The organism is Paraburkholderia sp. RL17-347-BIC-D, assembly GCF_046027915.1.
Lineage (GTDB): Bacteria > Pseudomonadota > Gammaproteobacteria > Burkholderiales > Burkholderiaceae > Paraburkholderia.
This window is the reverse complement of sequence record NZ_JARESS010000004.1, coordinates 214503-227302: the sequence shown is the minus strand read 5'-3', so window position 1 is coordinate 227302 and position 12800 is coordinate 214503. Positions and strand designations below refer to the sequence as shown.

At 62.5% G+C, this 12800-nt stretch carries 13 protein-coding genes; 11 read left to right on the top strand and 2 right to left on the bottom strand.

Annotated elements, in window-relative coordinates:
- Window positions 1-15: 15 nt before the first annotated feature.
- From lptA to P0D96_RS08355, 8 genes are all read left to right on the top strand, one after another.
- Window positions 16-687 carry a lipopolysaccharide transport periplasmic protein LptA gene (gene lptA, locus P0D96_RS08390; RefSeq protein WP_132376115.1) on the top strand — a complete coding sequence of 224 codons (672 nt, stop codon included), beginning with the start codon at window positions 16-18 and terminating at the stop codon, window positions 685-687.
- Window positions 684-1469 (top strand): LPS export ABC transporter ATP-binding protein, encoded by a 786-nt coding sequence (gene lptB / locus P0D96_RS08385; RefSeq protein ID WP_132376116.1) that lies wholly within the window; start codon window positions 684-686, stop codon window positions 1467-1469. The genes lptA and lptB overlap by 4 nt, the downstream gene beginning before the upstream one ends.
- Before the next feature lie 185 nt (window positions 1470-1654).
- A complete protein-coding gene (locus P0D96_RS08380; RefSeq protein ID WP_132376117.1) occupies window positions 1655-3172 on the top strand; it encodes an RNA polymerase factor sigma-54 in 1518 nt (505 codons plus the stop codon).
- A 170-nt stretch (window positions 3173-3342) separates the two neighbouring features.
- Entirely contained in the window at window positions 3343-3699 is a 357-nt protein-coding gene (hpf, locus tag P0D96_RS08375) for a ribosome hibernation-promoting factor, HPF/YfiA family (protein WP_106282113.1), read from the top strand.
- Between the two features lie 289 nt (window positions 3700-3988).
- The gene (locus P0D96_RS08370; RefSeq protein ID WP_132376118.1) at window positions 3989-4504 is read left to right on the top strand and encodes a PTS sugar transporter subunit IIA; all 516 of its coding nucleotides are present in this window, start codon (window positions 3989-3991) and stop codon (window positions 4502-4504) included.
- Window positions 4505-4631: 127 nt separating this feature from the next.
- Window positions 4632-5600, top strand: coding sequence for an HPr(Ser) kinase/phosphatase (gene hprK, locus P0D96_RS08365; protein ID WP_012431656.1), 969 nt, complete (start codon window positions 4632-4634; stop codon window positions 5598-5600).
- Between the two features lie 97 nt (window positions 5601-5697).
- Window positions 5698-6591: an RNase adapter RapZ gene (gene rapZ, locus P0D96_RS08360; RefSeq protein ID WP_132376119.1), complete on the top strand. Its 894-nt coding sequence runs from the start codon at window positions 5698-5700 to the stop codon at window positions 6589-6591.
- A gap of 39 nt (window positions 6592-6630) precedes the next feature.
- Complete coding sequence (locus P0D96_RS08355; RefSeq protein WP_408178279.1) at window positions 6631-7263, top strand: LON peptidase substrate-binding domain-containing protein; 633 nt, start codon at window positions 6631-6633, stop codon at window positions 7261-7263.
- Window positions 7264-7289: 26 nt separating this feature from the next.
- On the opposite strand, the gene mutY is transcribed toward P0D96_RS08355, so the two are convergent.
- On the bottom strand, window positions 7290-8417 hold the full coding sequence (gene mutY / locus P0D96_RS08350; RefSeq protein WP_408284186.1) for an A/G-specific adenine glycosylase: 1128 nt from the start codon (window positions 8415-8417) through the stop codon (window positions 7290-7292).
- Window positions 8418-8424: 7 nt separating this feature from the next.
- Window positions 8425-9255 carry a bifunctional DNA-formamidopyrimidine glycosylase/DNA-(apurinic or apyrimidinic site) lyase gene (mutM, locus tag P0D96_RS08345; RefSeq protein ID WP_012431652.1) on the bottom strand — a complete coding sequence of 277 codons (831 nt, stop codon included), beginning with the start codon at window positions 9253-9255 and terminating at the stop codon, window positions 8425-8427.
- A gap of 87 nt (window positions 9256-9342) precedes the next feature.
- Here mutM and P0D96_RS08340 point away from each other — a divergent pair, with 87 nt between their 5' ends.
- The 3 genes from P0D96_RS08340 (at window position 9343) to ispE (ending at window position 12777) form a co-directional block, all read left to right on the top strand.
- Complete coding sequence (locus P0D96_RS08340) at window positions 9343-11184, top strand: tetratricopeptide repeat protein (RefSeq protein ID WP_408284183.1); 1842 nt, start codon at window positions 9343-9345, stop codon at window positions 11182-11184.
- A complete protein-coding gene (lolB, locus tag P0D96_RS08335; RefSeq protein WP_132376123.1) occupies window positions 11184-11816 on the top strand; it encodes a lipoprotein insertase outer membrane protein LolB in 633 nt (210 codons plus the stop codon). The genes P0D96_RS08340 and lolB overlap by 1 nt, the downstream gene beginning before the upstream one ends.
- Window positions 11817-11895: 79 nt before the next feature.
- Window positions 11896-12777, top strand: a complete 882-nt coding sequence (gene ispE, locus P0D96_RS08330) for a 4-(cytidine 5'-diphospho)-2-C-methyl-D-erythritol kinase (protein ID WP_408178276.1) — start codon at window positions 11896-11898, stop codon at window positions 12775-12777.
- The last annotated feature ends 23 nt before the right edge of the window (window positions 12778-12800 follow it).

The following is a 12800-nucleotide window of genomic DNA, read 5'->3' as shown; positions in this document are numbered from 1 at the left end:
TCCAGGCGTGACTGCATGAACGAATCGTTCCCCCGTTTTGATACCGGCCGCACGCGCACCCTGTCCGCGTGCCGCGCCGGACTCGCTGCGCTGATCGTCGCGTTGCCGCTCGCAGGCTTCGCGCCGCTCGCGCACGCCGATCGTGCCGACAAGGACAAGCCGCTGAACATCGAAGCGGACAACATGACTTACGACGACCTCAAGCAGGTCAACATCTTTACCGGCCATGTGGTCGCCACCAAAGGCACGATCGTGATCAAGGCCGACCGTGTCGAAGTGACGCAAGACCCCCAAGGCTATCAGTACGCCACCGGCACCTCGAGCGGCGGCAATCTGTCGTATTTCCGCCAGAAACGCGAAGGGCTCGACGAATACATCGAAGGCACGGCCATCCGGATCGACTACGACGGCAAGCAGGATCTGACCACGCTCACCACCAACGCCACCGTGAAGCGCCTACAAGGCCTCTCCACGGTGATGGACCAGGTGCACGGCAGCGTCATTACGTATGACGGCCAGAACGACTTCTACACCGCGAAGGCAGGCAAGGACGTCGCCGGCCCGGGTAACCCGACTGGCCGCGTGCGCGCCATGCTGTCGCCGCGCAACGGCGGCGCCGCGCCGCTGAACGGCGCATCGGCCACGCTCGCGCCGTCCACGACGATTCCCGGAGCGCCGAACCAGTGAGCACCTCAGCGTCCCTCCCCAATCGCAAGCCGGCCGGCACCAGCAGTTCGCTGGCGGTGCGCAACCTGAAAAAGCGTTACGGTTCGCGCACGGTCGTCAAAGACGTGTCGCTCGACGTGAAAAGCGGCGAAGTGGTCGGTCTGCTCGGCCCCAACGGCGCGGGCAAGACCACCTCGTTCTATATGATCGTCGGCCTCGTGCCGCTCGACGCGGGTGAAATCGACCTGGACGGCAAGTCGATCAGCCTGCTGCCGATCCACAAGCGCGCTTCGCTGGGTTTGTCGTATCTGCCGCAGGAAGCTTCGGTGTTCCGCAAGCTCAGCGTTGAAGAAAACATTCGTGCGGTACTGGAATTGCAGCACGAAGACAACGGCAAGCGGCTCAGCAAGGACACCATCACGAGCCGCACGGAAGCCCTGCTCGACGAACTGCAGATTGCGCATTTGCGTGAGAATCCGGCGCTGTCGCTGTCGGGCGGCGAGCGCCGTCGGGTTGAAATCGCCCGGGCATTAGCCACCAATCCGAGCTTTATTCTGCTCGACGAACCGTTCGCCGGCGTCGATCCGATCGCCGTGCTGGAAATTCAGAAGATCGTTAAATTTCTGAAGCAGCGCAATATCGGCGTGCTGATCACCGACCACAACGTGCGTGAAACGCTCGGCATCTGCGATCACGCCTACATCATCAGCGACGGCAGCGTGCTGGCCGCCGGCGCGCCGAGCGAAATCATCGAAAACGAAAGCGTGCGGCGCGTCTATCTGGGCGAGCATTTCCGCATGTAAGCGCATGAGGGATTACCGGCAGTGCGAGCGCGCACCCGCCGGCCCCTATGCGGCAAGCGCACACCCGGTTTTTTGACCTGGGCCGTCTCGCGCCCATCGCCGCCTAAAACAGGCGCACGCGTAATTGCGAATGTCGCAAGGTATCGCGGTCGTGGCAAACTCTCTACAATGAATCTCAACTTGCCATGAAAGCCAGCCTCCAACTCCGCCTATCGCAGCATCTTGCGCTGACGCCGCAACTGCAGCAGTCCATCCGGCTGCTTCAGTTGTCTACGCTCGAATTGCAGCAGGAAGTCGCAATGGCGATCTCGCAAAATCCGCTCCTCGAAAACGAGGACGACTGGATCGCGAGCCCGCTGCGCGTGGCGGCCGACGGCTCGCTGATCGCCCAGGCGCCCAATTCTTCCGCGCCGCCCGACCAGATGGGCGGCAATACGTCGTCCTCGTCCAGCAGCAGCAACGAGCGCGCCGAGAACGGCGAGCCGCAGGGCGTGGACGAATACAACGGCATGGCCGGCGACGGTAACGGCGACGCGTCGCAATGGAATCTCGACGATTACGGCCGCTCGGGCAACGCCTCGGACGACGACGACCTGCCGCCGCTGCAAATCCACGAATCGAGCACCTCGCTGCGCGACCACCTGATGGCGCAATTGCGCGTCACCCAGGCGGGCCAGCGCGACCGGGCGCTGATCACCTTCCTGATCGAATCGCTCGACGACGACGGCTACCTGGCCGCCACGCTCGAGGAAGTGCTGGCCGATCTGCCCGAAGAGCTCGAAGTCGACCTCGACGAAATGAACGCCGCGCTGGCGCTGCTGCATAGCTTCGACCCGGCCGGGGTCGGCGCGCGCTCCGCGTCGGAATGTCTCAAGCTGCAATTGTTGCGGCTCGACGGATCGCCTACGCGCACGCTCGCCCTCGACATCGTCGCCCACCATCTGGAACTACTCGCGGCGCGCGATTTCACGCGTCTGCGCAAGCATCTGAAGGCAAACGACGACGATCTGCGCGATGCTCATGTGCTGATCCGCTCGCTCGAACCGTTTCCGGGCGCCGCCTACGGCAAGGCCGAAGCGGACTACGTCGTGCCGGACATCATGGTGCGCAAAACGGCACAGGGCTGGCAGGCCGAACTGAACCCGGAAGTGGTGCCGAAGCTGCGGATTAACCATCTGTACGCGAATATTCTGCGCAATAACCGGGGCGATCCGGGCAGTGGTTCGTTGCGCCAGCAACTGCAGGAAGCGCGCTGGCTGATCAAAAATATCCAGCAACGTTTCGAGACGATTCTGCGCGTGGCGCAGGCAATTGTGGAACGCCAGAAGAGCTTTTTTGTCCACGGCGAAATTGCCATGCGCCCCTTGGTTTTGCGGGAAATTGCTGATACGCTGGGCCTACACGAGTCAACTGTCTCGCGTGTGACAACCGGTAAATACATGCTGACCCCATTCGGGACGCTTGAATTTAAGTACTTCTTCGGATCACACGTTTCGACTGACACGGGCGGCGCGGCGTCTTCAACGGCGATCCGTGCGCTCATCAAGCAACTGATAGGAGCGGAAAACCCGAAATCTCCTCTTTCAGACAGTCGCATAGCCGAACTGCTGGCGGAACAGGGCTTCGTGGTCGCACGGCGTACCGTTGCGAAGTATCGCGAAGCGCTCAAGATCCCGGCAGTCAACCTGCGCAAGTCTCTGTAGCCCGTCGCCTTCCGTGGCGGGCATTTACCGGCCGCTCCGCAGTTGGCGGAAAGGCCGGCCGATGCGACCTGCCAGAAGTCAGTCACCGGGGGGCGACTCAGGCAAGCCGACAGATCGACCGGACCTTCGTCATCGTGCGGACCAAGCGGCCATTAGCTTGGAGAAGCACTATGAATCTGCAGATCAGTGGACACCACCTCGAAGTAACGCCTGCGTTGCGCGAATACGTGATCACCAAACTGGATAGGGTGCTAAGACATTTCGATCAGGTAATCGACGGCAGTGTGGTCCTCTCGGTCGACAACCACAAGGAAAAGGAAAAGCGTCAAAAGGTTGAAATCAACCTGCATCTCAAGGGCAAGGACATCTTTGTCGAGAGCTGTGACAGCGACCTGTACGCTGCGATCGATCTGATGATCGACAAGCTTGACCGGCAAGTCATCCGCCATAAGGACCGCCTGCAAGGCCATGCGCATGAGGCGATCAAGTATCAACCGGCGCCGCAACTAGATGTGCCGCCGCAATAGGGGAAATTAGAGGGTTTTCTTCGATAGATCTTCGTTTTCTCTTACCAGCGAAACCGCCCGGAACCGGGCGGTTTTTTGTTTCCGGACACCGCTTCTCGCGCGGCGTCGCAGCAAGTGCCGGCGCTTCAAATGAACTCAATACGCATTGATGGCGCGCCGCACCATCCGTGGCTACCCTGTTCTATAATGTTCCGGTTACCATCGGGGTCAGGTAAGCTCAAGCGGAAATCGGTCGACCGGAGTCCTGCGCTTTCGGACTCCAACGCACGTCGCCGCGAGCATCAAACGAATGGAACGCCACTCAAACGCCCCAGCGAGGAGAACCCAGGCCACGTTTCCGCCTGTCAACATGAATCGTTTAGCCAAATTTCTTCCCCTCGAGAACGTCGTCGTCGGACTATCGGTCACCAGCAAGAAACGCGTGTTCGAGCAAGCGGGCCTGATCTTCGAGAACCAGAACGGCATCGCCCGTAGCACGGTCACTGACAATCTGTTCGCGCGCGAGCGCCTCGGATCGACTGGCCTTGGTGAAGGCGTGGCGATTCCGCATGGCCGGATCAAAGGCTTGAAGCAGCCGCTCGCCGCGTTCGTCCGTCTTGCCGAACCCATCCCCTTCGAATCGCCCGACGGTCAGCCGGTCTCGCTGCTCATCTTCCTGCTCGTGCCCGAACAGGCCACTCAACAGCACCTCGAAATCCTTTCGGAAATCGCCCAGTTGCTGTCCGATCGCGAAGCCCGCGAGCGCCTGCATACGGAAGAAGACCGCGAATCATTGCATCGCCTGCTCACTCAGTGGCAACCTTGATGCATCGGCGGTTATCCGCACGCCGGTGATCCGCCCACGTGCGGATACAGCCTGGCAAGGTAAGCGGCCCGCGCTAGCGCGGCCGTTGCTTTGTCCGGCAAGCGGCCCACACTGGAGTCACTGACTCATGGATACGTCCAGCATCAACGCCCAAAGCATTTTCGACGACAACGCCGCCATGCTGAAGCTCAGCTGGCTGACGGGGCATGAAGGCTGGGAGCGCGGCTTTTCTTCGGAATCGGTCGCCAATGCCACGTCGAGCGCCGACCTCGTCGGCCACTTGAACCTGATCCACCCCAACCGGATCCAGGTGCTCGGCGACGCCGAAATCGACTACTACAAGCGCCAAACCGACGAAGACCGCTCGCGCCACATGGCCGAGCTAATCGCGTTGGAACCGCCGTTTCTGGTGGTGGCGGGCGGCGTCGCCGCGCCGCCGGAACTGGTCCTGCGCTGCACGCGCTCGTCCACACCGCTATTCACCACGCCGATGTCCGCCGCCGCGGTGATCGACAGCCTGCGCCTCTACATGTCGCGCATTCTGGCGCCGCGCGCCACGCTGCACGGCGTGTTTCTCGACATCCTCGGCATGGGCGTGCTGCTCACCGGCGACTCGGGCCTCGGCAAGAGTGAACTCGGGCTGGAATTGATCAGCCGCGGCCACGGTCTCGTCGCCGACGACGCGGTGGATTTCGTGCGCCTCGGTCCTGACTTCGTCGAAGGGCGTTGTCCGCCGCTGCTGCAAAACCTGCTGGAAGTGCGCGGCCTGGGCCTGCTCGATATCAAGACGATTTTCGGTGAAACCGCGGTGCGCCGGAAAATGAAGCTCAAGCTGATCGTGCAACTGGTCCGCCGTCCCGATGGCGAATTTCAGCGGCTGCCGCTGGAAAGCCAGACCGTCGACGTGCTCGGCCTGCCGATCAGCAAGGTCACGATTCAGGTGGCTGCCGGCCGAAATCTCGCCGTGCTGGTCGAAGCCGCCGTGCGCAACACGATCCTGCAACTGCGCGGCATCGACACGCTGCGCGACTTCATGGATCGCCAGCGCCTGGCGATGCAAGACCCCGACAGCCAGTTTCCCGGCAAACTGATCTGAGCCCGCAAGACAATGCGGTGCCCGCAGCCGGCGACAGGCCGCGGGTACACGCACGGAGACCAGATGCTATGATGAAATGTACGGTTTTGACGACTCCATGCGCATAATCCTGATCACCGGTATATCCGGCTCCGGCAAATCAGTTGCCCTGAACGCGCTTGAAGACGCAGGCTATTACTGCGTCGACAATCTGCCGCCGCGTTTCCTGCCGCAACTGGCCTCCTATCTCGCCGAAGACGGGCAAGACCGTCTCGCGGTCGCTATCGACGCGCGCTCGAGCGCCTCGCTCGACGAAATGCCCGCCATGATCCGCGACCTGTCGCGCGCCCACGACGTGCGTGTGCTGTTCCTGAACGCGAGCACGCAGTCGCTGATTCAACGCTTCTCCGAAACGCGCCGCCGCCATCCGCTCTCCGGTTCCACTTCGCACGACGCCGATGTCGGCCTGCTCACCTCGCTCGCCGAAGCGATCGAACGCGAACGTGAACTCGTGGCGGGCCTGGCCGAATTCGGCCATCAGATCGACACGAGCAATCTGCGCGCGAACGTGCTGCGCGCGTGGGTCAAACGTTTCATCGAGCAGAAAGATTCGGGACTCGTGCTGATGTTCGAGTCGTTCGGTTTCAAGCGCGGTGTGCCGCTCGACGCGGATTTCGTGTTCGACGTCCGCACCTTGCCGAACCCGTACTACGATCATGAATTGCGGCCACTCACGGGCCTCGACAAACCGGTGATCGATTTTCTCGATGCACTGCCGGTCGTGCATGAAATGATCGACGACATCGAGAACTTTCTCGCCAAGTGGCTCCCGCATTTCCGCGACGACAACCGCAGTTATCTGACCGTCGCGATCGGTTGCACGGGAGGCCAGCACCGTTCAGTGTTCATTGCGGAGACGCTCGCCGCGCGTCTCGCATCGTCGGCGAATGTCATTGTGCGGCACCGCGATGCGCCGGTCGAAGCCGGCGAATCATCGAAGTTAGTGGCTTAACCGGCCGCATCGCGCGGCCTCAACTCGAAGCGTTGCGCCATGTCTTCTTCTACTGTGCTTGCCGATGTGCCGCTGTTTCCGCTGCATACGGTGCTGTTTCCCGATGGACTGCTGCCGCTGAAGATTTTCGAAGCGCGCTACCTCGACATGGCGCGCGACTGTCTGCGCGAAAAAACGCCGTTCGGCGTGTGCCTGCTGAAAAGCGGTGCGGAAGTGGCGCGCGAAGAAGAGCCTTCGGTGCCCGAAGCAATCGGCTGTCTCGCCGAAATCGACGAGTGCGATGTCGAAGCCTTCGGCATGCTGCTGATTCGCGCACGCGGCACGCGGCGTTTTCGTCTGCTGTCGCATCGCGTCGAGTCGAGTGGTTTGCTGGTCGGCATGGCGGAGCCGCTCGGCGAGGATATGCCGCTCGAAGGCAACGAGCAGCTGGCCAAGTTCGGCGCATGCGCGGAGGTGCTCGAACGGATCATCGCGACGATCCGCGAGCGCGATCCGGAAAGCCTGCCGTTCGCGGAACCGTTCAGGCTCGAAGATCCGTCATGGGTGTCGAACCGTCTTGCCGAAGTGCTGCCGATTGCGCTGCGTGCTCGCCAGAAACTGATGGAGTTGCTGGACGCCGGCGCGCGGATCGACGTGGTTCATCACTACATGCAGCAGCATCAACTGCTGTGACGGCGGCCGCGTGGCCGCCGGATTGATCAGATCAGCGAGCCCTGCAAACTGTCTAGCAGCTTGCGCACCGGCGCGGGCACACCGAACGAATCGAGATCGCTGAGCGCGACCCACGCAGTGTCGGCGTCGCCCAGCGCAGCCAAGGCGCCCACGCCTCGATCCAGCTCCGCGAGCCGCGGCTCGATGTCCAGTTTGAAATGCGTGAACACATGCGTGAGCGGCGCAAGCGGCGAGACCGCACCGTCGCCACCGAAAGCGCGCGCGCGGTCGGCGAGCGCGGCTTCATCGGCGGCTTCGGGCAGGCTCCACAAGCCGCCCCAAATACCGGACGGCGGGCGCTTCTCCAGCATCACCGCGTTGCCGTCGCGCAGCACCAGCATCCACGTACGGCGCGTCGGCACGGTCTTCTTCGGACGCGCCGTGGGTAGCAACCGCTGGCGTCCCGTCACGTTGGCGACGCAGTCGGCGGCGAACGGGCAGCGCAGGCAGTCGGGCTTGCCGCGCACGCACAGCGTCGCGCCGAGATCCATCAAGCCTTGCGTGTACGCGCTGACTTCGGCGTCCGATGCGTTCGACGGAAGCAGCGACTCCGCCAGCGTCCACATCGCGTTTTCGACTTTCTTTTCGCCCGGGAAACCTTCCACGCCGAACACGCGCGCCAGCACGCGCTTCACGTTGCCGTCGAGAATCGTCGCGCGCGCGCCGAACGCGAAAGACGCGATCGCCGCCGCCGTCGAACGGCCGATGCCCGGCAACTCCGCCAGATCCTCGACCGATGCCGGAAACCCGCCGCCATGCTGCTCGACCACGACCTGCGCGCAGCGATGCAGATTGCGGGCACGCGTGTAGTAGCCAAGGCCGGCCCACAACGCCATCACGTCGTCAGACGGCGCGGCGGCGAGCGCGGCAACGGTCGGAAAACGCGCGAGAAATTTCGCGTAATACGGAATCACCGTCGACACCTGCGTCTGCTGCAGCATGATTTCCGACAACCAGATGCGGTACGGATCGCGCGTGTTCTGCCACGGCAAATCATGCCGGCCATGCTGACGCTGCCACGCGATCAGACGCGTGGAAAAATCAGACATGACCGGAAAAGCAGGCGCTCGAGGCGCGGCGGACGGGGTTGAACGCGGAGTTAAGCGAGAAGGCATTGGGGATTTAGCGCTGACAGGTGGGACAGAAATACGTTGAACGCTGCCCCTGCACGATCTGTTTGATCGGCGTTCCACACACACGGCATGGCAGCCCGGCGCGATCATAGACGAAATAGTCGAGCTGGAAGTAACCGCTTTCGCCGTTGCTGCCGACGAAATCGCGCAGCGTGCTGCCACCCTTCTCGATGGCGGCGGCGAGCGTCACGCGCACGGCGTCCGCAAGCAACTCGTAGCGCACGAGCGAGACGCGCCCCGCCGCGGTGGTCGGCCGGATGCCGGCGCGAAACAGGCTCTCCGACGCGTAGATATTGCCCACGCCGACCACGATTTCACCGGCCAGCAGCGCCTGCTTCACCGAGACTTTGCGCCCGCGCGTGAGCCGGTGCATCAGCGCGCCGGAGAACGCGGGCGAAAACGGTTCGACGCCGAGGCTCGCGAGCAAGGGGTGCTCGAGCACGTCGCCGGCTTCGCGCGGGTGCCACAGCACCGCGCCGAAGCGCCGCGGGTCGCGATAGCGCAAAATGAACTCGTCGAAAATCCAGTCGATGTGATCGTGTTTCGCCGCGGCCGGCGGATGCGGCACATGGCGCAGCACCCGTAGCGTCCCAGTCATGCCAAGATGCACGATGAACCAGCCCGCGTCGATCTCGAACAATAGATACTTGCCGCGCCGCTCGACCTTGCGCACGACGTGGCCGCGCAAGGTTTTCGCAAGGTCGGCCGGAATCGGCCAGCGCAATGCGGGCGTGCGCACATCGACGCGTTCAACCTTGCGCCCGGACACATACGGTTCGATTCCCCGTCGGGTAACCTCAACTTCTGGCAACTCTGGCATGTCTAACTGGTCTGCAACTTGCGTGAGTGGTTGTGCGCGTATTGTAGCGAGCGCGTTACAATCGTCCGAAACATTGAACGGATTTCCATGAACTTGTCCTTCGTGAAGCTGTTTTTGAAGCGCCCGGCTAGCGCATTCCGCGTACCGCACGCCGTGTCCGCTCGCCGGATGCTCGGTGCGGCGGCGCTCGCCGTCTGGGCGCTGGCTGCCGTGCCCGCCCACGCGCAGGACCCATCGCCGGACTCGGATGACACTTCGGTCACCCTGCCGGATCCGCTCGGCCCGGCCTCGGCGGAAGACCAGAAGTCCCTGCCCGGCGTGCCGCTGACGAGCCAGATCGTATTCCAGGTGCTCGCCGCCGAAGTCGCGCTGCAGCGCGACCAGCCGGCGCCCGCCTATCAGACCTACCTCGCCCTCGCGCGCGACACGCATGATCCCCGCATGGCGCAGCGCGCCACCGAGATCGCGCTGGCCGCGCAGAGCCCGTCGGACGCTTTGGCCGCCGCGCAATTGTGGCAGCAGTATGCGCCCAACTCGGAACGCGCCGCGCAACTCGACGCGTCGCTGCTCGTGCTGTCCGGCAAACCTGACGACGCTTCGCCGATCCTCGCCCGCGAACTCGCACGGGTGCCCGCCGACAATCGCGGCAGCGCGATTCTGGCACTGCAACTGCTGCTGTCGCGCGGCCCGAACCGGATCGGCGGCCTGCACGTGCTGCAGGATCTGCTCAAGAACGACATGAACCGGCCCGAAGCGCAACTGGCGATCGCACGCCAGCAGCTCGTGTCGGACGACGCGCCGGGCGCGCGCAAGTCGCTCGAACAGGCGCTCACGCTCAAGCCCGACTATTTGCCGGCGGCGCTGATGCTGTCGCAAATGGGCCCGGAAGAGCGCAAGGAAGGCATCGCCTCGCTCGAAAAGTACGTGCAGCAGAATCCGAAATCGCATGACGCGCGTCTCGCGCTCGCGCAGATGTATCTCGCGAGCGACCGTCTGGACGACGCGCAGAAGCAGTTCGAGATCATGCATAAGAACAACGCGAACGAACTGACGCCGCTCATGGCGCTCGCGTTGATCAAGATCCAGCAGAAGAATTTCAACGACGCGCAAACGTACCTGACTCAGTACGCCCAGCAAGCGGAAAAAACGCCGGGCGCCGATCCGGGCCAGGCGTATATCTACCTTGCGCAATTGTCGCTCGAACAGAAGAACGAAGCGGCCGCGAGCGATTGGCTGAACAAGATCTCGCCGTCGAGCCAGCAATATGTGCCGGCGCAGATCACGCGCGCGCAATTGCTCGCCAAGCAGGGCAAGACCGATGACGCGCGCAAGCTGCTGGCTAACCTGCCCGCGTCGGACCCGCGCGACCAGGCGCTGATCGCCCGCACCGACGCGGCGATCCTGTTCGACGCGAAGCGCTACCCGGAGGCGGAAACACGTCTGCAGCAAGCCACGGCGCAATTCCCCGACGACCCCGATCTGACCTACGACTACGCGATGTCCGCTGAAAAAACCGGCCATTACGACGTCATGGAAGCGCAGTTGCGCAAGCTGATCCAGACGCAGCCCGACAATCCGCAAGCGTATAACGCGCTCGGCTACTCGCTGGCTGATCGCAATCAGCGCCTCGCCGAAGCGGACAAGCTGGTCGAGAAGGCATCCTCGTTGGCGCCGAACGACGCGTTCATCATGGACAGCGTCGGCTGGGTCAAATACCGGATGGGCGATACATCGGACGCGATCAAGCTGCTGCGCAAAGCGTACGACATGCAGCCGAACGCCGAAATCGGCGCGCACCTCGGCGAAGTGCTGTGGAAAACCGGCAATCAGGATCAGGCACGCGCTGCTTTCCGCGATGCGCGAAAGCTCGAACCGGACAACGACACGCTTGTCAAAACGCTCCAACGTCTTCAGGTGAACGATCTTTGATGCGTCTTTCCCGTCTGATTTTCTTTCCCCGGGCGCCGCGTGGCGCGGCGCTCGGGTTCGCAGCGGCAGCGGTCGTCGTATTGGCCGGTTGTGCGTCAGTCAAACCGCAGGGTCCGTCCACGTCGAATGCCGCGACCTCCGTCACCGCGCAAACGAGCCGTGCTTACCAGGGCCGCTTCGCGGTCCAGTACAACGATCAGAACGGCCAGCAGCGCAACGCTTACGGCAACTTCACGTGGCAGGAAACCGGCGACACCGTGACCCTGCAGTTGCGCAATCCGCTCGGCCAGACGCTGGCAGTGGTGACGTCGTCGCCAGCTTCGGCCACGCTGGAACTGCCGAATCGCCAGCCGCTCACCGCGGATAACGTCTCCACGCTGATGCAGAATGCGCTCGGCTTCGCGCTGCCGGTCGAAGGGCTGCGCTATTGGCTGCAACCGTCGCCGGCGCCCACCTCGCGCGCCAAGACCGAGAAGGATCCGGAGCAACCGTCGCGGCTGAAGCAAATCACGCAGGACGGCTGGACGATCGACTATCTGGCTTATGCCGACGCGCCGGCCACCGGCGTGAAGCGCATCAACCTGACCCGCTCGGATCCACCGCTCGACATCAAGCTCGTGCTGGATCAGTAACCCGCGCCGCTTCACGCACCTTTTTCGCGCGCGACCTTGCCGCTTCTTTGACGCCATGTGGCGCATGTAGCCTCGACTCATGATTGAAACGACCGATTCGCTGCGCGATTGCCTCGCGCCAGCGAAACTCAACCTCTTCCTGCACATTACCGGCCGTCGGCCGGATGGCTATCACACGCTGCAAACGGTCTTCCAGTTGCTCGACTGGGGCGACACGCTGCACTTCACGCGACGCAACGACGGCCTCATCACGCGCAGCACCGAGATCGCCGACGTGCCGCCGGAACATGACCTGACCGTGCGCGCCGCGACGCTGCTCAAAACGCATACGGGCTCGCCTGAAGGCGTCGATATCGAAATCGACAAGCGTCTGCCGATGGGCGCCGGCCTCGGCGGCGGCAGCTCCGATGCAGCGACGACACTGCTCGCACTGAACCGTCTGTGGAAGCTCAACTTGCCGCGCCTCGAATTGCAGGCGCTGGCATTGAAACTCGGCGCGGATGTGCCATTTTTTGTGTTTGGAAAAAATGCGTTCGCGCAGGGTGTCGGAGAAGCACTAGACGTTGTACAATTGCCGCCGCGCCATTTCCTAGTAGTGACGCCGAGGGTTCATGTTCCGACTGCAGCAATTTTTTCTGAAAAAGCGTTGACAAGAGATTCAAAACCCCTCACAATTACGGACTTTCCTGCAGAACTTAGCTGCAACACTGAATGGCCAGAAAGCTTCGGCCGGAATGACATGCAGCAGGTTGTCGTAGGGAAATACGCGGAAGTAGCGCAAGTGTTGCGATGGTTTGAAAACATCGCGCCAGCGCGGATGTCTGGATCAGGTGCAAGTGTTTTTGCAGCGTTCCGTAGTAAAGCTGAAGCAGAAGCGGTGCAAGCCAAACTGCCAGCCGAATGGAACAGCGCAGTGGCCGCAAGTCTCGATCAGCATCCACTCTTTGCTTTCGCGTCATAAGTTTTGCTTCGCCGAACGAAACT